The sequence below is a fragment of the Teichococcus aestuarii genome, assembly GCF_003116135.1.
Lineage (GTDB): Bacteria > Pseudomonadota > Alphaproteobacteria > Acetobacterales > Acetobacteraceae > Pseudoroseomonas > Pseudoroseomonas aestuarii.
Genome location: NZ_PDOA01000004.1, coordinates 54,447 through 76,917, shown reverse-complemented (window position 1 = coordinate 76,917; position 22,471 = coordinate 54,447). Strand labels below are relative to the sequence as shown.

Here is a 22,471-nt window from a genome sequence, read left to right as displayed (position 1 = left end):
GCCCGCGCACCAACCTTCGCGTCGTGGGCCGGTTCTCAACCCCATCGCATCGTGGCGGCCGGCCCCGCCGCGCCTCAGGCGGACGCACCGGAGGGCGGCGACGCAGCCGCGCGAGACCCCAGGCCGCAGAAGGCCACCATCCGGCGGGGCGACCCAGGGAATGGCCGCCGGGGCGCCTCCGGCCTGAGCATCCCCGGCCTGAGCATCCCCGGCCGGGCTTGCACCGGCCGGGCCGCGCGGGGGCGGGTGGGGCCGCCGCCACACCCGGCCCGCATGGCCGGAGCCACGCCGAGGGCCCTCATGCTGTCTCCCTTCGAACTGATCTCGCTGCTGCTCGTCCTCACCGCCGTCTTCGCCTGGACCAACCACCGCCTGCTCCGCCTGCCGGACACGGTGGGGCTGCTGGTGATGGGCCTCGTCGCCTCGCTCGTGCTGCTGGCGGGCGACCTGCTCTTCCCCGATACGCCGCTCTACGAGGATGTCGCCGGCATCGTGCGGCAGGTGGATTTCCAGACCACCGTGCTGGACGGGATGCTGGCCTTCCTGCTCTTCGCCGGCGCGCTGCACGTGGACCTCTCGGCGCTGCGCGAGCGGGCCTGGGCGGTGGGCGTCATGGCGACGGTGGGGGTGCTGCTCTCCACGGCCATCGTCGGCCTCGGCTTCTGGGGCCTGGCCTCGCTCGCCGGCATCGGCCTGCCGCTGCCCTGGGCCTTCGTCTTCGGCGCGCTGATCAGCCCGACCGACCCGGTGGCTGTGCTGAGCACGCTCAAGGCCGTGCAGGTTCCGCGCTCCCTGGAGCTGGACATGACGGGGGAGTCGCTGTTCAACGACGGCATCGGCGTCGTCGTCTTCACCATCGCGCTGACGGTGGCGGTGGGCTCGGGGCATGGCGTGGCGGGCTTCAGCGGCGTGGCCGAGCTGTTCCTGGTGGAGGCCATCGGCGGCGCCCTGCTCGGCCTCGCCGCGGGCTACATCGCCTACCGGGCCATGCGGGTGATCGACAACTATCCCGTCGAGGTGCTGATCTCGCTCGGCCTGGTCACCGGCACCTACGCGCTCGCCGCCCGGCTCGGCACCAGCGGGCCGATCGCCATGGTGGTGGCTGGCCTCCTCATCGGCAATCGCGGCCAGCGCGACGCCATGAGCGACCTGACCCAGCGCTACCTGTTCGGCTTCTGGACGCTGGTGGACGAGATCCTGAACGCCGTCCTGTTCCTGCTGATCGGGCTGGAGGTGCTGGTGCTGCGCTCGGAGGTCCTGGTCGGCTGGCTGCCGGCCTCGGCCATCCTGCTGGTGCTGGTGGCGCGCTTCGTCGCCGTCTCGCTGCCCGTGCTGGCGCTGTCGCGCTGGAACGGCTTCGTGGCCGGCACCATCCCGGTGCTGACCTGGGGTGGGCTGCGCGGCGGCATTTCCGTCGCGCTGGCCCTCTCCATCCCGGAGGCGCCGGAGAAGGCCACCATCCTCTCCGCCACCTATGTGGTGGTGGTGTTCACCCTCATCGTGCAGGGGCTCAGCCTGCGCCGGCTGGTGGAGCGGACCGTGCCGCGGGGCTGAGGCGCCCCGCCGCCCGTGCCCTCAGCCGGGCGGCAGCTCGGCGGCCAGCACGCTGCCGCTCTGGCTCTCGGTGATCAGCAGGGTGGTGCCGTCCGGCGCCAGGCAGAGATTGGTGGGCAGCCGGCCGAAGCCGGTGCAGTCCACCACGAACACCGGCACGCCGAAGCCATCCACCACCCAGACCAGCCCATGGCCGGGATTGGCGACACAGAGCCGGTCCCGCGCATCCATCGCCAGGCCATCCGGGCCCATCAGCCCGCCGGGCAGGCGCAGGAAGCACTGCGCCTTGCCCACCACCCCGTCCGCCCGCAGGGCGAAGCGCCACACCTCGCAGGAGCGGGTCATCGCCACGAAGCAATGCGCGCCGGCGCGGTCGAGCACGAGGCCGTTGGGGCTCGGCGCGTTGCGGATCAGGCAGTCCACCCGGCCGTCGGGCCAGAGGCGCCAGACGCGGCCCGTGGGGTCCTGCAGCCCGGTCTGGCCCTGGTCGGTGAGGAGGATGCTGTCCCCGGGGCCGGCCACCACGTCGTTCAGGCCGCGGAAGCCCTCCCCCGCCACATTCTCCAGCAGCGGCGCGATGCTGCCCGTCGCCGCATCCAGGCTCAGCAGCCCGTGCCGGTGGTCGGCGAGGTAGAGGCTGCCGGCCGGGCCGGCGGCGAGGCCGTTCGGCCAGCCCTCGTATTCCGCCACCACCTCCCATTCGCGCGGCCCGACGCGGAAGACGCGGCCGAAGGGGATGTCCACCACCAGCAGGTTGCCGGCGGCATCGAAGCAGGGGCCTTCGAGGAAGCTGTCGAGCAGGGCGCCGCCGCGATTCGCGTCGCCCCAGGGGGTGCGGCGCGGCTGGCGGTGGCGGTCGGGCAGGCGGCCGAGGAGCCGCGGCGTCAGGGTGCGGGGAGAGGGGAACCACATGGGGCCGCAAGCTGCCCCCGCCGCGCTTGCGCGGCAAGGTGTCATCCCGCCGCGCTTGCGCGGCAAGGTGTCATGGCCGTCCCTCTTCCCCTCCCCGGATTCCTGACCAATGATAGCGGCAGGGACAATCCGGGGAGCGGAACCAATGGCGAAATTCGGCCTCAGCCAGCCGGTGCGGCGCATCGAGGACCCCCGCCTGCTGCAGGGGCGCGGGCGCTACACGGACGACATCGCGGCGCCCGGCCAGCTGCACGCCCATGTGCTGCGCAGCCCGCACGCCCATGCCCGCATCCTCTCCATCGACACCGAGGCCGCGCGCGCCCTGCCCGGCGTGCACGCGGTGCTGACCGGCGCCGACTGGAAGGCCGAGGGCCTCGGCGAGATCCCCTGCCTCATCCCGCTGAAGAACCGCGACGGCAGCCCGCGCGCCGAGACGCCGCGCTATGGCCTGGCCATCGATGTGGTGCGCCATGTGGGCGACCCGGTGGCCTTCATCGTCGCCGAGACCGTCCAGCAGGCGCGCGACGCCGCCGAGGCGGTGATGGTGGATTACGAGGTGCTGCCCGCCTGCACCGATCTCGCCCGCGCCACCGAGGCCGGCCAGTCGCAGGTCTGGGACAGCGCGCCGGGCAATGTCTGCTTCGACTGGGCGGCGGGCGACCGGGAGGCGACCGACGCCCTCTTCGCCCAGGCCGCGCATGTGACGAAGCTCACCGTGGTGAACAACCGCATCGTGGTGAACAGCATGGAGGGCCGCGCGGCGCTCGCCGAGTATGACGCCGCCACCGGCAAGTTCACCCTGCACGCCGGCACCCAGGGCTCCTGGCTGGTGAAGAACCTGCTGGCCAACACGGTGTTCAACCTGCCGCCGGAGAAGTTCCGCGTCATCACCCCCGATGTCGGCGGCGGCTTCGGCATGAAGCTCTACATGTACGCCGAGTATGCGCTGTGCTGCTGGGCGGCGCGCAAGCTGGAGCGCCCGGTGAAGTGGGCCTCCGAGCGGATGGAGGCCTTCCAGTCCGACACGCAAGGCCGCGCCAACCTCACCGAGGGCGAGCTGGCGCTGGACAAGGACGGCCGGTTCCTCGCCCTGCGGACCAAGAACTACGCCGACATGGGCGGCTACCTCTCCACCTTCGCGCCCTTCATCCCCTGCGGGGCGGGCACCAAGGTGCTGGCCTCGGTCTATGGCTTCCAGGCGATCTGGGCCAACGTGCTCGGCATCATGACGAACACCGTGCCGGTCGATGCCTACCGCGGCGCCGGGCGGCCGGAGAGCAACTACCTGGTCGAGCGCCTGATCGACGCCGCGGCGCGCGAGACGGGGATCGACCGCATCGAGCTGCGCCGGCGCAACATGGTGCCCGCCAGCGCCATGCCGCACAAAACCCCGGTCGGCCAGACCTACGATTCCGGCGAGTTCGCCCAGGTGCTCGACACGGCGCTGGCCAAGGCGGACTGGGACGGCTTCGCGGCGCGGCGCGCGGAATCCGCCAGGCGCGGCAGGAAGCGCGGCATCGGCATGGCCTACTACCTGGAGGCCACGGGCGGCGACGCCTCGGAGCGCGCCGAGATGCGCTTCGCCGAGGACGGCATGGTGGAGGTGCTGGTCGGCACCCAGTCCACCGGCCAGGGGCACGAGACGGCCTATGCCATGATCACCGGGCATGAGCTGGGCATCCCGGTCGAGAAGATCCGCGTCATCCAGGGCGATTCCGACGAGATCCCGACCGGCGGCGGCACCGGCGGCGCGCGCTCGCTCTATTCCGAGGGCACGGCGCTGCTGGCCACCGCCACCACCGTCATCGAGAAGGGCAAGCAGGCGGCGAGCGAGGTGCTGGAAGCCTCGCCGGCCGACATCGAGTTCAGCACCGGCCGCTTCGCCATCGCCGGCACGGACCGCGGCATCGGCATCCTCGAACTCGCGGCGAAGCAGCGCGAGCGCGCCGCGCGCGGCGAGGCGGCGACGCTGCTGAATGCCGCCGAGGTGGCCGCCATCCCGGCGCACACCTTCCCCAATGGCTGCCACATCGCGGAAGTCGAGGTGGACCCGGAGACCGGCCATGTGGAGACCGCCCGCTACATCGTGGTGGACGATGTCGGCCACGCGCTGAACCCGCTGATCGTGCGCGGGCAGGTGCATGGCGGCGTGGCGCAGGGCATCGGCCAGGCGGTGATGGAGCGCACCGCCTACGACCCGGAGAGCGGCCAGCTGCTCTCCGCCAGCCTCAACGACTACGCCCTGCCGCGCGCCAGCGACCTGCCGGACATCGAGGTGGAACTGGTGGAGATCCCCTGCACCACCAACCCGCTCGGCGTGAAGGGCGCGGGCGAGGCCGGCGCGGTGGGCTCGCCCCCCGCCATCATGAACGCGCTGGTGCACGCCCTCTCCGACCAGGGCATCACCCATCTCGACATGCCGGCGACGCCGGAGGTGGTGTGGAAGGCCATCGTCACGGCGCAGGCGGCCTGAGGGCGTCGGCCCGGTGCCGGGGAGCCCGCCTCCCCGGCACTTCACTCAATGAGACAAATCTCTTTATTGGGAATTTTTTAAGAGCTTCTTGATACCGATCCTGCTCCGGCCCGGTAGGAAACCGGCGGGTTTCCCTCCCCCTGCGCCGCCCGGCGCGGCGGCAGGCAGCAGGATCGACACCACAGATGAGCTTGACCGTCCCCGCGGGCGCCGTGGCCTCCTCCGGCGCCACCAGCAGGCTGAGCCAGATCGCGAGCCAGTACAGCGCCGCAAAACTCCTGGCGCTGCGGCCGGCCCCGGCACCAGCCCCGTCCCCGGCCAAGCCCCAGCCCCAGCCCCAGCCCGCGGCCGCCTCGCCCGGCAGTGGCACCGCTTCTCCGGCCGCGGTGCTGCAGAACCTGCCGGTGCAGCAGAAGGCCCCACAGAACGCCGGCGCGAACGGCGCCCCCGCGCCGATCCGCCTCGACTCCCCCACGGCCGCCTACATCTCGGAGAAGCTGGCCGCCGGCGACACCCGCTTCGCGGAGAAGCCCGAGCTCAGCATCGTCTCGGCGCAGGAGAGCCGCACGCGGCAGCAGGTGTGGAGCCCCCGGCCCTCCACCATCATGACCGTGGGCGGCCAGGATTATGAGGTTCTGGGGGAAGCCACCGCCACGACCTATGAGGTTTCCACCCGCGTCGTGAAGGTCGAGGACAGCAGCCAGGGCATCCTCTACACCTACTCGGTGCGGAGCGAGCGCCTTGCGTCCGGCGCGGGAGAATTCGGCCCGCCGCAGGTGACACTGGAAAGGGCCGAGACAGCGCCCCGGTCCACAAGCCGGGCCATGCCGTCCCTGATGCCGGTCGTCACCGGCGGCGCGCAGGGCGCCTCCGGCTCCGGCAAGCTGGCCGAATCCGACATGGTGGCGGAGGGCGCCAAGCTGATCACGGTGCAGAGCCGGCAGGCCGTGAACGGCTATGGCCTGGCCTGGCAGAACCCGGGCGCGCTCCTCAGCCTGTCCTACTGACCACCGGTGCATCGCCAGCCTTGGGTTGGCCCGCCGGGCAGGGTGCGGCGGCGCGGCACGGACCCGCCCGCGGGAACCGGGCGGCCGCCTGGCGCCCGGCGCCCCCGAGCGGCGTCCCGGCCGGCCGGGCCTTCCCCTCTGGTCAATATCGACGCCTCCGCCAGCTTCGTCTCCCGCAGACGGCGCCGATGACAGCGCGGCCCGGTTGCGCGGGGTCCAGCAGCAGGGGCAGCTCCGGCTCGGCACCACGGCCCTCGAGGGTACGGAAGCGTACACGCCGCCGCTCGAATTCTCGCAGGCCCTCCTGGGCTTCCAGGCCGGGGAAGGCGACACGCCGCAGCCCCTCTTCAACCTGCTGGCCTGAGGGCCGGCCCGCGCTCAGCGGAAGCTCAGCTCATCCGTCTCGCACAGGTTGAGGCCGCGGCGCTCCTCGGCGCGGCCATTCGCCCACACCACGCGCAGGTCGTAGGCGCAGGCGCCCTCCGGCAGCCGGATCGTCATGCGGCCGCCCGGTGGCACCGTGTCGCGGCCGAGCCGGTCCTCGCCCCAGTCATTGCTGCTGGTGGGCGAGGCGTAGAGCTCGCGGATGGCGCGGCTGCCATCGTTCACCAGGGCGAAGCTCGGATTGCCCTGCGCCACGGCGGCGGGGCCGTCGGCGCCGGCGCGCAGCCCCCCGGTGCGCGCCGGGGTGCCGATCACCACGTCGCGGTCGAGGCAGGTGTCGATATCGCGCCGCTCCTCCGTCAGCCCGCCCTCGAACACCAGGCGCAGATCGGTGCGGCAGCCGCCGGTGGGCGGCATGCGGATGGCGAGTTCCCCGCCCGCCGCCAGCCCCTCGGCGCCCAGCCGGTTCTCGCCCCATTGCCGGGTGCGGATGGGCGAGGCGTAGAGCCGCTCGATCAGCCGGCCGCTGCGGTTGGTCAGGTTGAAGGAGCCGTCCAGCTCCTCCCTCCTCTCGTCCGGCGCGCCGGCCTGGGCCATGGCGGAAGCGGGCAGGACCGAAGCGGGCAGGAGGGGCGCCAGCAGCGCCAGCAGGGCGAGCGGCAGGAGCCGGTGCCGCCTCACCGCAGCACCAGCCGCGGCTGGATGCAGAGATCGACGCCGCGATGGTCGACCGGCGCGCCGCGCCCGGTCACGGCGCGGATGTCGAAGAGGCATTCGCCGGGCGGCAGCGGCAGGCTCAGGCTGGCGCCGGGCAGCAGCGGCCGCCCCTCCAGCCGGTCCATGCCCCAGTCCCGCTGCCCGGCGGGGGAGACATAGGCCAGGGTCACCACCTGCCGCCCGCGATTCTCCAGCAGCAGCACATGCGGCAGGGGCGGGCCCAGCACCACGCGCGGCGTGGCGCAGGTGTCGATGCCGCGCAGGTCGCGCACCGCGCCATCGGCCTGCACCGCGCGCAGGTCGATCACGCAGCCGGCGCGCGGGTCGAGCCGGATGGGGCGGGCGGCGCCGGGCGGCAGGGGGGGCGCCGGCCAGCCGGTCATGCCCCCAGTCGCGCGCGGCGGCGGCGCTGGCGAAGAGCCGCTCCACCGGCACCGGCGTGTTGTTGAGCACGGTGAAGGAGGGGTCCGGCCCCCGATATGGCCCCTGGTGTGGCCCTGGGCTCTGGGCCCGCGCCGGCATCGCCGCCGCCGCGAGTGTCAGCATGGCCGTCAGCAAGGCAAGGCGCGACATGAACGGAGTCCCTCCAGAGCGAATCGCACTTCCGAGGAATGAGGCGGTGCCGGCGTGGTTGCAAGGCCCCACCCCGGCCTCGCCGGCCCGGGCCACTCAGCCCGCCGCCGCCCAGGCGCCGCTCCCCGGCTCCGGCCGGGCCAGCCCCTCCGCCTCCAGCTTGCGCAGATGCGCGAGCAGGCTGCGCCCGGCGGCGGGCACCAGCCGCGGGTCCAGCGCGCCGTAGAGGCGCGGCACCAGCGCCGCCACCGTGGCCGGCCCCTCGGCCAGCGCCGCGCGCAGCGAATCCTCGCGCGCCTGGCGGTGCGCCAGCAGGGCGCGGGTGAAGCGCGCGGGCTCCGGCAGCGGCGCGCCATGGCCGGGCAGGAACAGCGCCTCCGGCCGCGCCGCCAGCCGCGCCAGGCCCGCCATGTAGGCCGCCATGTCGCCATCCGGCGGGCTGACCACGCTGGTGGACCAGCTCATCACATGGTCGGCCGAGAACAGCACGCCCGCCCCCTCCAGCGCGAAGCAGAGGTGGTTGGCGCAATGCCCCGGCGTGTGCAGCGCGGCGAGGCGCCAGCCCTCGCCCGCCACCGTGCCGCCATCGGCCAGGGCGATGTCGGGGGTGAAGGCGTGGTCCGCCCCCTCGCCGCCGGCCTCGGGGGGCGTCTGGTGCGGGCCGAAGCCCAGCGTCGGCGCGCCGCTCGCCGCCCGCAGCGCGGCGGCGCCGGGCGAATGGTCGCGGTGGGTGTGGCTGACCAGGATATGGCTGACCGTCTCCCCCGCCAGGGCGGCGCGGAGGGCGGCGTGGTGCGCCGCGTCCTCCGGCCCGGGGTCGAGCACCGCCACCCGCCCCTCGCCGATCAGGTAGGTGTTGGTGCCGAGGAAGGTGAACGGCCCCGGATTGCCGCAGCGGATGCGGCGCAGCCTGGTGCCGCCGAAGCGGCCCAGCTCCTCCACCGCGCCGGTGGGCAGCGGGTCGTCCTTCAGGAAGGGAATGCTCATGCGTGCCTCCGCTTCATCTCACGGTGCAGGATGTAGAGCCCGGCGGCGACGATCAGCGCCGAGCCGGCCAGCATGGCGGGGCCGGGCACGTAGCCCCACACCACCCAGCCCAGCAGCATCGCCCAGACCAGCGCGGTGTAGGAATAGGGGCCGAGCGAGGAGACCTGGGCGCTGGCATAGGCCTCGGTGAGCAGCACCTGCGCGAGGCCGCCCAGCAGCCCGATGCCGAGCAGCAGCGGCAGGTCGGCCAGCGTGGGCGTGACCCAGACGAAGGGCAGCGCCAGCAGGCTGAAGCCGGTCATCAGCAGCGACTGCCACAGCACGATGGTGGCGCTGCTCTCGGTGCCGGAGAGCTGGCGCACCAGCATGGTGGTGAGGCCGGAGAACAGCCCGTGCACGGCGGCGGCGGCGAAGCCGGCCCAGAGGATCCATTCCGGCATGCCCGGCGGCACCACATGCGCCGCGCCGAAGGCCCCCTGCCCGATGGCGATGATCAGGATGCCGACGAAGCCCGCGATCACCGCGCCCCAGCGGTGGATGCCCGGCCGCTCGCCAAGGAAGGGGATGGAGAGGATGGTGACGAAGAGAGGCGTGGAATAGGTCAGCGCCGTCTGCTCGGCCAGCGGCAGCACGGTGAGGGAGAAGAAGGAGCAGCTCATCGCCGCCGTGCCGGTCAGCGCGCGGGCCACATGGCCGGGGAAGCGCCGCGTGCGCAGCGTGACATGCCGCCTGAGCCCGATCAGCAGCACCACCGGCAGGGCCAGCGCGTTGCGGAAGAACATCAGCTCCGGGAAGGGGATGCGGTCGCCCAGCGCCTTCACCAGCGCGCCCATGACGGTGAACAGCGCGGTGGCGCCCAGCATCATCAGCGCGCCGCGGCGCACATCGTGGCGCAGCGGCATCAGCGGGCCGCCCCCATGCGGGCCTCGCGCGCGCGCACCCGCTCGCGGTGCAGGTTGTACAGCCCGGCGGCGATGACGATGCCCGCCCCCGCCAGCGTGGCGGCGGCCGGGAACTCGCCCCAGATGAGCAGCCCCAGCACCAGCCCCCAGACCAGGGTGGTGTACTCGAAGGGCGCCAGCACCGAGACGGGGGCGATGGCGAAGGCGCGGGCGAAGAGGAAATGCGCCGCCCCGTTGGCCAGGCCGAGGAAGACCAGCGCCAGCACGGTGGGCGCGTCCGGCAGCAGGCGGGGCGGCGGGAAGAAGGGCAGCAGCAGCAGCCCCACCGGGATGTGCGCCAGCAGCAGCCAGAAGGCGATGGTGGCGGGGCTGTCGGTGCGCGTCAGCAGGCGGGTCCAGATCCGCGTCAGCGCCAGGAAGCCGACGCCGCCGAGCAGCATCGCCGCCTCCCACCGCCACAGCGCGCCGTCCGGCTGCAGCATGACGAGCACGCCCGCGAAGCCCACCCCCGTGCTGGTCCAGCGCCGCCAGCCCACCGCCTCGCCCAGCAGCGGGATGGCCAGCAGCGTCATCAGCAGCGGCGCGGCGGCGGTGACGGCGTAGCTGTCGGCCAGCGGCATCGCCCGCACCCAGGCGATGTAATAGACGAGGGTGACGGCGCAGTGCAGCAGGCTGCGCCCGGCGATCAGCCGGCCATTGACCGGCCGCAGCGAGGCGCCGCGCGCCAGCAGCGCGATGGCGATGGCGCCGAACACGCCGCGCCAGATCATGGCGGCGGCCGGCCCCACCTGGGGCAGCGCCCATTTCACCGCCGCGTCGGCGCAGGCGATGATGGCGTAGCCGAGCGCGATGAAGCCGATGCCGCGCACCGCGTCGTCGAGCACGGGGCGCGCCGGCGGCGCGGCGGGCAGCGGCGGCGCCGCGGCGATGGGGGTGGTGGCGCGGGGCACGGGTGCCCCCGAAACAGAAGCAGAGACGGAAGCGGCGGCGGAAACCGAGGCGGAGGCGGGCCGGGGCATGGGTGCCCCGGCGCGGGGTTGTCGGTCAGACAAGGGTGGCCTCGGCCACCTGGCAGGTGGCGCCCTGCGGGTCGCGCGTCTCCAGCAGGATGCGCCCCTCCGACTGCCCTTCACCTTGGCCTTCCTTCGGGCGGCCGAGCAGGGTGAGCGGGCTGCCGCCGATCGCCGGGCGCTGGCCGCGGTAGCGGAAGGCGGCCAGCCGGGCGCCGGGGCGGGACATGTCGAGCGCGTGCTGCGCCAGCCAGGTGGCCTGCAGCGGCCCGTGCACGACGAGGCCGGGATAGCCCTCCACCTGCGTCACATAGGGGTGGTCGTAGTGGATGCGGTGGCCGTTGCCGGTCAGCGCCGAGTAGCGGAACAGCAGCACCGCGTCCGGCATCACCACGGTGCTGGTGGCATCCTCCCAGTGCAGCGCGGGGGGCGCGGCCTTCACCGCCGCGCCGCCGGCGCCGCGGTAGACGATGTCCTGCTCCTCCTCCAGCACCGGGCCGCGCGGCCCCTCCAGCACGTGCTTCACCGTGACGAAGACCAGCTCGCCGCTGCCCCCCGCCTTGCTCTCGATCGACTGGATGGTGCTGGTGCGGCGCACATCGTCGCCGCTGCGCAGCCCGCCCTGGAAGGTGACGCGCCCGCCCGCCCACATGCGGCGCTCCAGATGGTGCACGGGGGGGAGGAAGCCGCCGCGCTTCGGGTGGCCGTCCGGCCCCAGCCCGTCGGCCGGCTTCCAGTCCTGGAACAGCATCCAGTGCCAGAGCGGCGGCAGCTCGGCCTGCGGCACGGGGCGGGAGAGGGTGGCGGCCAGCCCTTCCACGAGACGGGGGTCGATACGGTCCTCGCGCGTCTCGGCGCGGCCGACGAATTCCTGGTACGGCATCATTCCTCCCGGACGAACAGCTGGTGGCCGTCGATCTCACCCCTTCTCCGGTACTGCGCCCAGGCGCTTTCGAACAGCGGGTGGCGGCGGAAATAGGCGATGAAATCGAACGGCGCGCCGCCGCAGGCCGGAATGCCGGTGTAGTTCGAGACCAGCACCGCCGCCGGCGGCGCCTGCGCCATGCGCTCCGCCACGGTGCGGAAGACGGTGGCCTCGGCGTCGCTCATCTCCCGGGGCGCGCGGTAGCGGGCGCCGCCCTCGGGGCATCGCTGGTAGGTGGATTGCAGCAGCCACAGGCTCATGAAGGGCAGGATGGAACGGGCCTGCGCGTAGTTGATGGCCGGGTAGGCCGGTGCGATGTCCGGCGAGAGCACCAGCACGCGGGCGCCGCCCGCCTCGCGCTCCAGCCATCCGGTGAGCTCGCCCGGCGGGCCGGCGGCGAAGCGGAACTGGATCCAGGGCGACTGGTCGCCGCGCAGGGCGAAGAGGGCAAGGGCGAAGGCCAGCCCCGCGGCCAGCAGCGGCGCGGCGCGGCGGGCGGGGGCGGGCGGCAGGGCGGCGTCGGCGCCGCGCGCCAGCAGCAGGGCGCCGGCCCAGCCGCCCCAGAGCCACACCGGCACCAGGTGGTAGCTCCAGCCCTTGTGCTGCACCAGCGCGGCGGCCAGCCCGCCGGCGGCGGCGGCGGCCAGCAGCGCCGGCAGCCAGCCCGCCGCCCCGCGCCGCATGGCCGGCGGCACCAGCGCCGCCAGCCCCAGCACGAACAGCGCGCCGCTGCCCAGCACCGGCGCCAGCAGCACGCGCCACCAGGGGGCGCCGTCCAGCCCCACATACCATTGCCAGACCAGCGGCACGACATGGCCGAGATAGGCCGGGAAGAACACCGGGATGGCGGCGAGGTAGAGCGCCCACAGCGCCGCCATGGCCCAGGGCACCGGGTCGCGCAGCACGGCCGCGCCCCGCCCGCGCGCGAGGCCGGCGCCCAGCACCAGCGCCTCCACCAGCGCCGGCGCGGCCAGGAAATGCGGCTTCAGCGCGAAGCCCAGCGCCGCCAGCAGCACCGCCGGCACGGCCAGCCGCCAGGGCGTGAGGGCGCCCAGGATGCGCCGCTCGGCCAGCACCAGGTAGGGCAGCGCCGCCACCGCCATGATGTGCTCGCGCTGGCCGAAATCGTAGCCGGCGGCGAGCAGAAGCAGCGGCAGCACCGCCCCCGTCACCGCCCGCTCCACCGCGCCCATGGCGCGCCCGCCCGCCGCCCGCAGCAGCGCGGCGCAGAGCGCGAGGCTGCCGCCGCAGAGCAGCAGCAGGCCCAGCAGCAGCGCCTGCGGGCCATCCAGCGGCGTGTGCGCGGCGAGCCAGGCGGCAGGCAGGTTGAGCAGGAAGATCAGCGGCGGGTTGACGTCCAGCAGCCCGGTGTAGAGCCGCTCGCCCGCCAGCATCCGCGCCGAGAAGTCGAGCACCGCCGCCACGTCGTGGTTCAGCGGCGGCGCCAGCACGATGGCCAGGAAGCCCAGCGCCGGCAGCAGCGCCGGCAGGCGCGGCAGCCAGGCGGCGCTGCTGCCGGCGCTGGCGGAAGGGGTCCGGGGCGGCATGGGGGCGGGGCCATCCTTTCCGCCCTTTCCTGCAATGCCATTGCGGCGAGGATCGGGCGCTGTCACAAGCGTTTTCCGTGGACGCCGCCGAATACGACCTGATGGACGCCGCCGAGGACGGGATGTGGTGGTACCGCGCCCTGCGCGACCGCGTCGAGACCGCCCTGCGCGACCGCCTGCGCGACAACCCCGTGCCGCCCGGCCCCTGGCTGGATGTGGGCTGCGGCACGGGCGGGCTGCTGCGCCACCTGCGCGGCGCCTTTCCCGGCCAGGCGCTGCACGGGCTGGAATACCACCCCCCCGCCGCCGCCCGCGCGGCGGCGAAATCCGGCGCCGCCGTGGCCGCGGGGGATGCCGCCCGCCTGCCCTACCCCGACGGCGCCTTCAGCGTGGTGGCCAGCATGGACGTGCTCTGCCACGCGGCGGTGGACGAGGCGGCGGCGCTGGCCGAGATGCGCCGCGTGCTGGCGCCGGGCGGCCTGCTGGTGCTGAACCTGCCCGCCTTCCGCTGGCTGCACTCGGCGCACGACCTGCGGGTGCACAATGCCCGCCGCTACACCGCGCCCGAGGCGCGCGCCCTGCTGGCGGGTGCCGGCTTCGAGGCCGCCGGGGCGCGCTACTGGAACGCCGTGCTGCTGCCGCTGATGGTGGCGCAGCGCAAGCTGCTGGCGCGCGGCGAGGGCGATGCCAGCGACGTCGCCCCCTTCCCGCCATGGTTGGATGCGACGCTGCGCGCGGCCACCGTCGCGGAGGCCGGCCTCGCCCGCCTCGGCCTGCGCTTCCCGGCCGGCGGCTCGGTGCTGGCCACCGCCACGCGGCCCCGCCAGCCGCCGCCGCAGGACACGCCTTCAGGAAGCCCCCCAGGGATGCCACGCCCATGACCACCGCCCATCCCGCGCCATATCCCGCCCCGGCCGGCGCCGCCCCGGCCATCGGCCTCTCGATCGTCGTGCCGGTCTATCGCGGCGCGGACACGGTGGGGAAGCTGGTGGCCGCCCTCTCCGCCCTGCGGCCGGCCGGCGGCCTCGAGATCGTGCTGGTGAACGATGGCAGCCCGGACAACAGCGGCGATGTCTGCCGCCAGCTTGCCGCCACCGCCAGCGTGCCGCTCACCTATGTCGAGCACGCGCGCAATTTCGGCGAGCACAACGCGGTCATGACCGGGCTGCGCCATGCCCGCGGCGACTACGTCATCACCATGGACGACGATTTGCAGAACCCGCCCGAGGAGGTGGTCAAGCTCTACGACCACGCCCGGCTCGGCGGCTGGGACGTGGTCTACACCCGCTACGCCAAGAAGGAGCACGAGGGCTGGCGCAACCTCGGCAGCCGCTTCGCCAACTGGGTGGCGGACCAGCTGATGGACAAGCCGGAGGGCCTCTACCTCTCCTCCTTCCGCTGCATGTCGGCGCTCGTGGTGCGCGAGGTCGCCCGCTACACCGGCCCCTACCCCTATATCGACGGGCTGGTGATGCAGGTGACGCAGCGCATCGACAGCATCGAGGTGATGCACCTGGCGCGCATGGAGGGGCGCAGCAACTACACGCTGCGCCGGCTGATCCGCCTCTGGCTGAACCTCGCCACCAACTTCTCGCTGATGCCGCTGCGGCTGGCGATGTTCGCCGGCGTGGCGATGGGCCTGCTCGGCGTGCTCGGCGCCATCTTCACCATCATCGAGGCGCTGACCAACGACACGCCCTCCGGCTGGGCCTCGGTGATGACCGTGACGCTGCTGATCGCCGGCGTGCAGTTCCTGATCCTCGGCGTGATGGGCGAGTATCTCGGCCGCGCCTTCCTCTCCGCCAACGGCAAGCCGCAGGGCGTGGTGCGCGAGCTGCACCCGGCGCGCGCCATGCCGGCCGGCGCCGCCCCCGAGGCGCCCCGGCTGGAGCGGGCCGCGCCGTGACGGCGCCGCTGACGCTGTACTGGCTGGTCCTCGCCGCCGCCATCCTCACCTCGCTCATCGGCCAGGTGCTGCTGAAGGCGGGCACGCTGGGCGAGGGCAATTTCCTCGTCCAGCTCTTCCGCTGGCAGACCATCATCGGCCTCGGCTGCTACGGCGGCGCGGCGATGCTCTACATCGTGGCGCTGCGCAAGATCCCGATGAGCGTGGCGCTGCCCTGCACCGCCGCCTCCTACGTGGTCATCGCCCTGGTCGGCCACTTCCTGTTCGGCGAATCGCTGGGCGGGCAGAAGATCGCGGCGATCGGGCTGATCTCGCTCGGCGTGGCGCTGCTCGCCACGGCCTGAGGGCGCCCCGCCGCACATCGTCACCCGCGCGGGTGTTCCCACCCGGCGGGCGTCTGCTCTATGCCTCCGCCCGCCCCACCATCGGCAAGAGGTCCGGATGCCCGACGCGAACCCCACCCCCATCGCCCTCGCCGCCCGGCCGGTGCTGCAGGCGCTGGAAGAGGCGGCCGAGGCGCTGGCCCGCAGGGCCACCGCGCTGCGCGACACGCTGGCCACGCGGGAGCGGCGCATCGCCACGCTGGAGGAGCAGCTGGCGCAGACCGAGGCGCGGCTGCTGCTGGAGATGATGCACGCCGAGGGGCTGGCCGCGCAGGCGACCGAGCTGGCCGCCATCGGCACGGAGGCCGCCAACATCCCGACCGGCGCCCACTATGCCGACGGCACGCCCAAGACCCGCCTCACCGCCGTCTACGAGGCCGCCTTCGACGCCAAGGGCCACGAACTCGGCGTCGAGCGGCCGGAGAGCTTCCGGGCGGATTAGCGCGCCGCCACCGCCGCCGACCAGGGCGTCATCACGTCGCTGATGCCGGCGAAGCCCTCGCCCTCGCGGGCGATCAGGTTGGGGCAGGCGAAGTTCACCGGCAGCACGGCGTGCTCCACCGTGGTCAGGCCCCCCTGCGCCTCCAGCGCCGCCAGCGTGTCGGCCGGCAGGCGGCGGTCGGCGGTGGTGGCGTCGGGGCCGGAGACGTCGATGCGCGGGTGGTGCGCCGCCGCCTCCGGCGCCATGCCGAAATCCAGCGCGAAGGCCAGCATCTGGTAGACCGAGGCCAGGATGCGCCGCCCGCCCGAGGCGCCGAGCGCCATCACCGGCCCCGTCCCGTCCGAGACCGTGACCGGGCACATGTTGCACAGCGGCCGCGCGCCGGGGCGGATGGCGTTGGCCGAGCCGGGCGTCGGGTCGAACCACATCATGCCGTTGTTCATCAGCACGCCGCTGCCGGGCAGCACCACGCGGCTGCCCATGGAAGAGAGCAGGGTGGTGGTCATCGCCACCATGTTGCCCGCGGCATCCACCACGGTCAGGTGGGTGGTGCAGGTCTCGGCCGGCTCGGGCGGCGGCGCGGCGGCGCCGAGGCCCGCGAGGCGCTCGGCATAGGCGGCGCGCATGGTCTTGGAGAGGGCGCTGAACCAGGCGGCGTCCGGCGTGGCGCCGGGGTCCAGCCGGGCCATCTCCGCCACCACGCGGGCCAGGGTGGGCGCCGCGGTCAGCCCGCCCGCCCCCTGCAGCACCAGCCCGCCGCGCCAGGGGATGCTGAGCGCCGGGCGGATGCGCGCCTGGCAGCCGGCGAGGTCGGCGGCCGAGAGGCGCCCGCCCATCGCCGCCACGTCGGCCGCGATGGAGGCGGCGATCTCGCCCTCGTAGAAGTCGCGCCAGCCGGCGTCGCGCAGCCGCTCCAGCGTCTCCGGCAGGCGGCCGAGCGGGAAGAAGCCGGGCGCGCCCTGGTAGGGCGCCACGGGCGGCAGGCCGTCGGGCAGGTAGATGCGCGCGCTCTCGGGGTAGAGGCGCAGCACCTTGGCCGAGTTGGCCACCTTCAGCGTGGTGTACCAGTCCTGCGGCAGGCCGCGCCGGGCCAGCGCGATGGCCGGCCCCAGCAGCTCGGAGAGCGCCATGCCGCTGCCGAAGCGCTCGGCCAGCGTGGCGTAGCCCGCCACCGAGGAGGGGATGGCGAAGGAGAGCGGGCCATGGATGTTGCGGTCCCCCTGCACCTCCGGCCAGGCGAACAGGTCCTGCTTCATCCGCCCCGTCAGCGGGTAGTCCGCCGGGTCGCTGGCGGCGGGGGCGACGGGCCCGAAATCCACCAGCTCCGCCGCCGGGCTGCCGGCCTTGTGCACCAGCGCGAAGCCGATGCCGCCCAGGCCGGAGTTCCACGGCTCCATCGCGGCCAGGGCGAAGGCGGTGGCCACGGCGGCATCCGCCGCGTTGCCGCCGGCCTCCAGCACCGCCACGCCGGCATCCGCCGCCGCCCGGCTCTGGCTGGCGACGATGCCGCGCCCGCCGCGCGCGGCGGGCTTGGTCACCTGCCAGTGCTGGGTGGTGTAGGCGGGCGGCGCGTAGGAGAGGGTCATGGCGCGGGCATCCTGGCTGGGGCTCTGCTGGGGCTCTGCGCGCGTCAGCCTCCACCCATCGGCGGGCGGCGGCAATCCCCCCCTGGCCTGAGCCGTGGGCTGCGCCGGCGGTGCGGGAAGGCGCCGACCTATCACTTGAACCGATCGGCACTATCGATTTTAAAGGGGTTCTGACAGTATACCGATCGGTATATCTCTCTCGTCAACGGCGGGGTACCCCGCCAGAGCCTGAGCAACACACGAGATGAGAGACACGATCATGCGCAACGTTTCCGCCTTCCGCGCCCTGTTCCTGGCCGCCGGCCTGACGGTGGCCGCCCCCGGCCTCTCGATGGCGGCCGACCTGTTCGACAACGTGAACAACACCCCCATCACCGGCAGCCCCTTCGCCTACTCCATGGCGACGACGCAGGCCTCCGAGCGCGGCCTGCCGGCCAATGTGGGCCAGAGCGCCTCGCCCAGCGGCAACCCCCAGGCCGTTCCGGTGAGCACGAGCGTGGCCCATGGCCCGCGCGGCCGCATCCCCGGCCCGGTGGGCAACAGCGCCTCGGCGCAGGACAACGTGCCCGCCCCCTTCGCCGGCTGATCCCCCCGGCGCAGCGCCCTCCCCCCGACAGCGACCAGGCGCCCCGCCCCCCCGGCGGGGCGCCTTTCGCGTATTCGCCCCCTCGCCGCGAGCCGCCTTGCCGTGGCCCCTTTGCCGTTGGCCGGGATGCGGGTTAACTGCCGTCCAGACGAGACTGGGCCGGCACATGACCGCCGGCCCGCACAAATCCTGGGAAGGAGCAGCGCGCATGGCGGGTCGGGAACGGATCGGATCGCTGGACGTCGCGTCCGAGCTGAAGGCGTTCATCGAGGCCGAGGCGCTGCCGGGCACCGGCGTGATGCCGGAGACCTTCTGGGGCGCCTATGCCGCCATCCTGGCCGAGCTGGGGCCGCGCAACGCCGCGCTGCTGGCCGAGCGCGACGAGCTCCAGGCGAAGATCGACGCCTGGCACCGCGCGCACCCCGCGAAGCCGGTGGATGCGGGCGCCTACCGCGCCTTCCTGGAGGAGATCGGCTACCTGCTGCCCGATCCCGGCCCGGTGAGCGTCACCACCGAGAATGTGGACCCCGAGATCGCCAGCATCGCCGGGCCGCAGCTCGTGGTGCCGGTGAACAACCCGCGCTACGCGCTGAACGCCGGCAATGCCCGCTGGGGCAGCCTCTACGACGCGCTCTACGGCACCGACGCCATCCCGCAGGAGGGCGAGCTCGCCCCCGGCCGCGGCTTCAACCGCGCCCGCGGCGAGAAGGTGATTGCCCGCGCCCGCGCCGTGCTGGACGAGGCGGCACCGCTGCTGGGCGGCTCCTGGTCGGATGTCTCCTCCCTCTCCGTGGTGGGCGGCGTGCTGGTGGTGGGCCTCTCCGAGGGCGCCACGGCGCTGCGCGACTCCGCCCGGTTCGCCGGCTACACCGGCGCGGCGGACGCACCCTCGGCCATCCTGCTGCGCAACAACGGCCTGCACATCGAGGTGGTGGTCGACCGCGCCAGCCCGATCGGCCGCGACGACCCCGCCGGCATCTCCGACGTCGTCCTCGAATCCGCCCTCTCCACCATCATGGATTGCGAGGATTCCGTCGCCGCCGTCGATGCCGCCGACAAGGTGGAGGTCTACCGCGCCTGGCTCGGCCTGATGAAGGGCGACCTGGAGGCCAGCTTCGAGAAGGGCGGCAAGGTGGTGACCCGCCGCCTGAACCCGGACCGCGCCTACACCACCCCCGAGGGCGGCAGCCTCACCCTGCATGGCCGCTCGATGATGCTGGTCCGCAATGTCGGCCACCACATGATGACTGACGCGGTGATGCTGGACGGGCAGGAGACGCCCGAGACCATCCTCGACGCGCTGACCACCGTGGCCATCGCGCTGCACGACCTGCGCGGCCGGCGGATGAACAGCCGCGCCGGCTCGGTCTACATCGTCAAGCCGAAGATGCACGGGCCGAAGGAAGTGGCCTGGGCCAACGACCTCTTCGCCCGCATCGAGGACGCCTTCGGCCTCGCGCCCAACACGCTCAAGATGGGCATCATGGACGAGGAGCGGCGGACCACCGTCAACCTCCGCGCCTGCATCCAGGCCGCCAGCGCGCGCGTCGCCTTCATCAACACCGGCTTCCTCGACCGCACGGGCGACGAGATCCACACCTCCATGGAAGCCGGCCCCGTGCTGCGCAAGAACGACATGAAGGGCACGGCCTGGATCAAGGCCTACGAGGCATGGAACGTCGACACCGGCCTGGCCTGCGGGCTGCGCGGCCGGGCGCAGATCGGCAAGGGCATGTGGGCGATGCCGGACCGGATGGCCGACATGCTGGAGCAGAAGGTCGGCCACCCGAAGGCCGGCGCCAACACCGCCTGGGTGCCCTCCCCCACCGCCGCCACGCTGCACGCGCTGCACTACCACGAGATCGACGTGGCCAAGCGTCAGGCCGAGATCGCCGAGGGCGGCGCCCGCGGCAAGCTGGAAGAGATCCTCACCATCCCGCTGTCGGACAGCAACTGGTCGCCGGCCGATGTGCAGGCGGAGCTCGACAACAACGCCCAGGGCATCCTGGGCTATGTGGTGCGCTGGATCGACCAGGGCGTCGGCTGCTCCAAGGTGCCGGACATCAACGATGTCGGGCTGATGGAGGACCGCGCGACGCTGCGCATCTCCGCCCAGCACATCGCCAACTGGCTGCGCCACGGCGTGGCGACGAAGGCGCAGGTGGAGGAGACGCTGAAGCGCATGGCGACGGTGGTGGACCAGCAGAACGCCGCCGACCCCGCCTACCGCCCGATGGCCCCGGCCTATGACGGCGTGGCCTTCCGCGCCGCCTGCGACCTGGTGTTCGAGGGCGCGACGCAGCCCAACGGCTACACCGAGTTCGTCCTGCACCGCCGCCGCCGTGAGGCGAAGGCCGCCGCCTGAGTGCGCGACGGCGCCGCCCCGGCCGAGGACGCCACCCTGCCCGCCCTGATCGCCGCCGTGGCGCGCGGCGAGCAGGCGGCGCTGCGCGGCGTCTATGACCGGCAGGCGGCGCGGCTGTTCGGCGTCGCCAACGCCATCCTGCGCGACCGCGAGATGGCGGCGGACGCGCTGCACGACGCCTTCCTCAAGCTGGCCGCCCGCGCCGCGCAGTTCGACCCGGCGCGCGGCGCGGCGGAGGCGTGGCTGGCCGGCATCGTCCGCCACGCCGCGCTCGACCTCGCCCGCCGCCGCGGCCGCGAGATGCCGACCGACGATCCCGGCCTCGGCGACACGCCGGTGCCGCCCGCCGCGCTGGAGCGGGTGGCCGCCAGCGAGGAGGGCCGCCGCCTGCGCGAATGCCTGCTCGCGCTGGAGGAGAGCCGCCGCAACGGCATCGTGCTGGCCTTCGTGCACGGCCTCTCCCACGCGCAGATCGCGGCGCGGCTGGAACTGCCGCTGGGCACGGTGAAGGGCTGGATCCGGCGCGGCCTGCTGCAGTTGCGGGGGTGCCTGGCATGAGCGGCGCCATCCCCGAGGCGGAGCGCGAGGCGCTGGCCGGCGAATACGTGCTCGGCACGCTGGAGGCCGGCGCAGCCCGCGCCGTGGAGGCGGCGCTGCCGCAGGACGCGGCGCTGCGCGCGGCGGTGGAGCGCTGGGAGGCGCGCCTCGCCCCGCTCGCCGCCCTCGCCCCGCCCGAGGCGCCGCCCGAGGGACTCTGGTCGCGCATCGAGGCGGCGCTGCCCCCCGCCGTCGCCGCACCCGCCGCCACCATCGTCCCGCTCCGGCAGCCCGCCCCCGCGCGGCCCGACCTTTCCGGCCTGTGGCGCGGCTGGGCGATGGGCAGCACGGCGCTGGCCGCCGGCCTCGCCGCCTTCCTGCTGCTGCGGCCCGCCCCGGAGGCGCCGGCGCGGCTGATGACCGTGCTGCTGACCCAGCAGGACCAGCCCGCCTGGCTGGTGGAGGCCGAGGGCGGCGGGCTGCGGCTCGCCGCGCTGAACCCCCGCCCCGTGGCCTCGGACCGCGTGCTGCAGCTCTGGGCGCTGCCGCCCGGCGCCACCGCGCCCACCTCGCTCGGGCTGATCCCGCCCGAGGGGCGCATCAGCGTCTCCCCCGGTGCCATCACGCCGCAGCCGGGGATGCTGATCGAGATCACGCTGGAGCCGCCGGGCGGCTCGCCCTACGCCCGGCCGAGCGGGCCGATCCAGTTCATCGGCCGCCTCGCCCCCGCCACCGGAAGCTGAGGTTTTTTTCGCGCGCCCCGCATCCAGCGGGCGCGCCGCGCCGTAGCGCGGGCAGAGGCGGCCAGCCCGGCCGCCGCACCCGTGGAGTGACGCGCATGCGCAACAGCCTTCCCGCCCTGCTCGCCGCCGGCCTGGCCATGGCCGCCCCCGCCTCGGCCGCCACGCTGGTCGGCCTGACCGCCGACAACCGGCTGGTGCGGATCGACACGGAAAGCCGCGCCGCCAGCGCCCCCGTCATGGTGCGCGGCGTGGAGGGGCGGCTGCTCGGCATCGACGTCCGCCCCGCCGATGGCCGGCTCTACGGCGTGACGGAGGGCGGGCAGATCGTCACGCTGGATGCCGCCACGGGCCAGGCCACCGCCGTCAGCCGCCTCTCGGAGACGTTCGAGTCCGGCGGCCGCGCGGTGGTGGACTTCAACCCGGCGGCGGACCGGCTGCGCCTGATGGGCATGGGCGGCGTGAACTTCCGCATCCACCCCGACACCGGCGCGGTGACGCGCGACGGCACGCTGAAGTACCAGCCCGGCCCCTATGGCGAGACGGCGCCGCGCATCGTCGCCGGCGCCTACACCAACAGCGTGGCCGGCACGCAATCCACCGCGCTCTACACCATCGACACGCTGCTGCGCCGGCTGAACCTGCAGGCGCCGCCGAATGACGGCGTGCAGCAGCCGAAGGGCGAGATCGCCGCCTCGCTGCCCGCCGGCGTGGCCTTCGACATCCTGAGCACCGGCCAGGGCGGCGGCGCGCCGGGCAACACCGCCTGGCTGCTGGCCGGCGGCACGCTGCACACCGTCTCGCTGGAGAGCGGCGCGGCGACGCCGCTCGGCGCCGTCGCGCGGCTGCCGCAGGCCGAGATCCTCGACATCGCCGCCATGCCCTGAGGCTTGTATAATCTGAGGCCTGCGTGATCTGGGGCCTGCATGATCTGG

General features: G+C 73.9%; 22 protein-coding genes. 13 read left to right on the top strand and 9 right to left on the bottom strand.

What is annotated here, in order from left to right:
* Positions 1 to 300: 300 nt before the first annotated feature.
* Positions 301 to 1,554 carry a cation:proton antiporter gene (locus CR165_RS08185; protein ID WP_181378055.1) on the top strand — a complete coding sequence of 418 codons (1,254 nt, stop codon included), beginning with the start codon at positions 301 to 303 and terminating at the stop codon, positions 1,552 to 1,554.
* Between the two features lie 21 nt (positions 1,555 to 1,575).
* Here CR165_RS08185 and CR165_RS08180 read toward each other — a convergent pair whose 3' ends face one another.
* Entirely contained in the window at positions 1,576 to 2,466 is an 891-nt protein-coding gene (locus CR165_RS08180; protein ID WP_109516492.1) for an SMP-30/gluconolactonase/LRE family protein, read from the bottom strand.
* A gap of 145 nt (positions 2,467 to 2,611) precedes the next feature.
* On the opposite strand from CR165_RS08180, the gene CR165_RS08175 reads away from it, so the two are divergent.
* The 3 genes from CR165_RS08175 to CR165_RS24960 all read left to right on the top strand — a co-directional run bounded on the left by CR165_RS08175 (position 2,612) and on the right by CR165_RS24960 (position 6,310).
* Positions 2,612 to 4,939, top strand: a complete 2,328-nt coding sequence (locus CR165_RS08175) for a xanthine dehydrogenase family protein molybdopterin-binding subunit (protein ID WP_109516491.1) — start codon at positions 2,612 to 2,614, stop codon at positions 4,937 to 4,939.
* 185 nt (positions 4,940 to 5,124) lie between these two features.
* The gene (locus CR165_RS08170) at positions 5,125 to 5,946 is read left to right on the top strand and encodes a hypothetical protein (RefSeq protein ID WP_109516490.1); all 822 of its coding nucleotides are present in this window, start codon (positions 5,125 to 5,127) and stop codon (positions 5,944 to 5,946) included.
* A gap of 205 nt (positions 5,947 to 6,151) precedes the next feature.
* A complete protein-coding gene (locus CR165_RS24960; RefSeq protein WP_181378054.1) occupies positions 6,152 to 6,310 on the top strand; it encodes a hypothetical protein in 159 nt (52 codons plus the stop codon).
* Between the two features lie 14 nt (positions 6,311 to 6,324).
* Here the strand turns inward: CR165_RS24960 and CR165_RS08165 are convergent, their stop codons facing one another.
* The 7 genes from CR165_RS08165 to CR165_RS08135 form a co-directional block, all read right to left on the bottom strand.
* Complete coding sequence (locus CR165_RS08165) at positions 6,325 to 7,011, bottom strand: hypothetical protein (RefSeq protein ID WP_245906252.1); 687 nt, start codon at positions 7,009 to 7,011, stop codon at positions 6,325 to 6,327.
* The gene (locus CR165_RS08160) at positions 7,008 to 7,430 is read right to left on the bottom strand and encodes a hypothetical protein (protein WP_109516489.1); all 423 of its coding nucleotides are present in this window, start codon (positions 7,428 to 7,430) and stop codon (positions 7,008 to 7,010) included. The genes CR165_RS08165 and CR165_RS08160 overlap by 4 nt, the downstream gene beginning before the upstream one ends.
* A gap of 286 nt (positions 7,431 to 7,716) precedes the next feature.
* A complete protein-coding gene (locus tag CR165_RS08155; RefSeq protein ID WP_109516488.1) occupies positions 7,717 to 8,607 on the bottom strand; it encodes an MBL fold metallo-hydrolase in 891 nt (296 codons plus the stop codon).
* Positions 8,604 to 9,509, bottom strand: coding sequence for a DMT family transporter (locus CR165_RS08150; protein ID WP_109516487.1), 906 nt, complete (start codon positions 9,507 to 9,509; stop codon positions 8,604 to 8,606). Before CR165_RS08150 ends, CR165_RS08155 begins: the two co-directional genes overlap by 4 nt.
* Positions 9,509 to 10,459 carry a DMT family transporter gene (locus CR165_RS08145; protein WP_245906250.1) on the bottom strand — a complete coding sequence of 317 codons (951 nt, stop codon included), beginning with the start codon at positions 10,457 to 10,459 and terminating at the stop codon, positions 9,509 to 9,511. The genes CR165_RS08150 and CR165_RS08145 overlap by 1 nt, the downstream gene beginning before the upstream one ends.
* Before the next feature lie 94 nt (positions 10,460 to 10,553).
* A complete protein-coding gene (locus CR165_RS08140) occupies positions 10,554 to 11,402 on the bottom strand; it encodes an FAS1-like dehydratase domain-containing protein (protein ID WP_109516486.1) in 849 nt (282 codons plus the stop codon).
* On the bottom strand, positions 11,402 to 12,991 hold the full coding sequence (locus CR165_RS08135) for a hypothetical protein (RefSeq protein ID WP_109516485.1): 1,590 nt from the start codon (positions 12,989 to 12,991) through the stop codon (positions 11,402 to 11,404). Before CR165_RS08135 ends, CR165_RS08140 begins: the two co-directional genes overlap by 1 nt.
* A 77-nt stretch (positions 12,992 to 13,068) precedes the next feature.
* Between CR165_RS08135 and CR165_RS08130 the strand changes: the two genes are divergently transcribed.
* The 4 genes from CR165_RS08130 (at position 13,069) to CR165_RS08115 (ending at position 15,722) form a co-directional block, all read left to right on the top strand.
* Positions 13,069 to 13,872 carry a class I SAM-dependent methyltransferase gene (locus tag CR165_RS08130; protein WP_109516484.1) on the top strand — a complete coding sequence of 268 codons (804 nt, stop codon included), beginning with the start codon at positions 13,069 to 13,071 and terminating at the stop codon, positions 13,870 to 13,872.
* Positions 13,869 to 14,897, top strand: a complete 1,029-nt coding sequence (locus tag CR165_RS08125; protein ID WP_109516483.1) for a glycosyltransferase family 2 protein — start codon at positions 13,869 to 13,871, stop codon at positions 14,895 to 14,897. Before CR165_RS08130 ends, CR165_RS08125 begins: the two co-directional genes overlap by 4 nt.
* Positions 14,894 to 15,241 carry a DMT family transporter gene (locus CR165_RS08120; protein WP_245906248.1) on the top strand — a complete coding sequence of 116 codons (348 nt, stop codon included), beginning with the start codon at positions 14,894 to 14,896 and terminating at the stop codon, positions 15,239 to 15,241. The genes CR165_RS08125 and CR165_RS08120 overlap by 4 nt, the downstream gene beginning before the upstream one ends.
* A 97-nt stretch (positions 15,242 to 15,338) precedes the next feature.
* Positions 15,339 to 15,722, top strand: a complete 384-nt coding sequence (locus CR165_RS08115) for a hypothetical protein (RefSeq protein WP_109516482.1) — start codon at positions 15,339 to 15,341, stop codon at positions 15,720 to 15,722.
* Here CR165_RS08115 and CR165_RS08110 read toward each other — a convergent pair.
* Positions 15,719 to 17,308 carry a gamma-glutamyltransferase gene (locus CR165_RS08110; protein ID WP_109516481.1) on the bottom strand — a complete coding sequence of 530 codons (1,590 nt, stop codon included), beginning with the start codon at positions 17,306 to 17,308 and terminating at the stop codon, positions 15,719 to 15,721. The two genes, CR165_RS08115 and CR165_RS08110, sit on opposite strands and share 4 nt — an antisense overlap.
* 259 nt (positions 17,309 to 17,567) lie before the next feature.
* Here CR165_RS08110 and CR165_RS08105 point away from each other — a divergent pair, with 259 nt between their 5' ends.
* The 5 genes from CR165_RS08105 to CR165_RS08085 all read left to right on the top strand — a co-directional run bounded on the left by CR165_RS08105 (position 17,568) and on the right by CR165_RS08085 (position 22,423).
* Positions 17,568 to 17,894, top strand: coding sequence for a glycosyl transferase family 39 (locus CR165_RS08105; RefSeq protein WP_109516480.1), 327 nt, complete (start codon positions 17,568 to 17,570; stop codon positions 17,892 to 17,894).
* Positions 17,895 to 18,102: 208 nt separating this feature from the next.
* Entirely contained in the window at positions 18,103 to 20,259 is a 2,157-nt protein-coding gene (locus CR165_RS08100) for a malate synthase G (protein WP_109516479.1), read from the top strand.
* On the top strand, positions 20,260 to 20,817 hold the full coding sequence (locus CR165_RS08095; protein WP_245906246.1) for a sigma-70 family RNA polymerase sigma factor: 558 nt from the start codon (positions 20,260 to 20,262) through the stop codon (positions 20,815 to 20,817).
* On the top strand, positions 20,814 to 21,539 hold the full coding sequence (locus CR165_RS08090; protein ID WP_109516478.1) for an anti-sigma factor: 726 nt from the start codon (positions 20,814 to 20,816) through the stop codon (positions 21,537 to 21,539). Before CR165_RS08095 ends, CR165_RS08090 begins: the two co-directional genes overlap by 4 nt.
* Before the next feature lie 95 nt (positions 21,540 to 21,634).
* Positions 21,635 to 22,423, top strand: a complete 789-nt coding sequence (locus tag CR165_RS08085) for a DUF4394 domain-containing protein (protein WP_109516477.1) — start codon at positions 21,635 to 21,637, stop codon at positions 22,421 to 22,423.
* Positions 22,424 to 22,471: the final 48 nt, after the last annotated feature.

Bases quoted from the DNA above. Each gene is read 5' to 3' on its own strand.
- CR165_RS08115 (WP_109516482.1), top strand. From the start codon at position 15,339: ATGCCCGACGCGAACCCCACCCCCATCGCCCTCGCCGCCCGGCCGGTG.
- CR165_RS08085 (WP_109516477.1), top strand. From the start codon at position 21,635: ATGCGCAACAGCCTTCCCGCCCTGCTCGCCGCCGGCCTGGCCATGGCC.
- CR165_RS08160 (WP_109516489.1), bottom strand. From the start codon at position 7,430: ATGACCGGCTGGCCGGCGCCCCCCCTGCCGCCCGGCGCCGCCCGCCCC.
- CR165_RS08105 (WP_109516480.1), top strand. From the start codon at position 17,568: ATGCGCAACGTTTCCGCCTTCCGCGCCCTGTTCCTGGCCGCCGGCCTG.
- CR165_RS08090 (WP_109516478.1), top strand. From the start codon at position 20,814: ATGAGCGGCGCCATCCCCGAGGCGGAGCGCGAGGCGCTGGCCGGCGAA.
- CR165_RS08175 (WP_109516491.1), top strand. From the start codon at position 2,612: ATGGCGAAATTCGGCCTCAGCCAGCCGGTGCGGCGCATCGAGGACCCC.
- CR165_RS08185 (WP_181378055.1), top strand. From the start codon at position 301: ATGCTGTCTCCCTTCGAACTGATCTCGCTGCTGCTCGTCCTCACCGCC.
- CR165_RS08180 (WP_109516492.1), bottom strand. From the start codon at position 2,466: ATGTGGTTCCCCTCTCCCCGCACCCTGACGCCGCGGCTCCTCGGCCGC.
- CR165_RS08135 (WP_109516485.1), bottom strand. From the start codon at position 12,991: ATGCCGCCCCGGACCCCTTCCGCCAGCGCCGGCAGCAGCGCCGCCTGG.
- CR165_RS08110 (WP_109516481.1), bottom strand. From the start codon at position 17,308: ATGACCCTCTCCTACGCGCCGCCCGCCTACACCACCCAGCACTGGCAG.
- CR165_RS08140 (WP_109516486.1), bottom strand. From the start codon at position 11,402: ATGCCGTACCAGGAATTCGTCGGCCGCGCCGAGACGCGCGAGGACCGT.
- CR165_RS08150 (WP_109516487.1), bottom strand. From the start codon at position 9,509: ATGCCGCTGCGCCACGATGTGCGCCGCGGCGCGCTGATGATGCTGGGC.
- CR165_RS08170 (WP_109516490.1), top strand. From the start codon at position 5,125: ATGAGCTTGACCGTCCCCGCGGGCGCCGTGGCCTCCTCCGGCGCCACC.
- CR165_RS08155 (WP_109516488.1), bottom strand. From the start codon at position 8,607: ATGAGCATTCCCTTCCTGAAGGACGACCCGCTGCCCACCGGCGCGGTG.
- CR165_RS08125 (WP_109516483.1), top strand. From the start codon at position 13,869: ATGACCACCGCCCATCCCGCGCCATATCCCGCCCCGGCCGGCGCCGCC.
- CR165_RS08100 (WP_109516479.1), top strand. From the start codon at position 18,103: ATGGCGGGTCGGGAACGGATCGGATCGCTGGACGTCGCGTCCGAGCTG.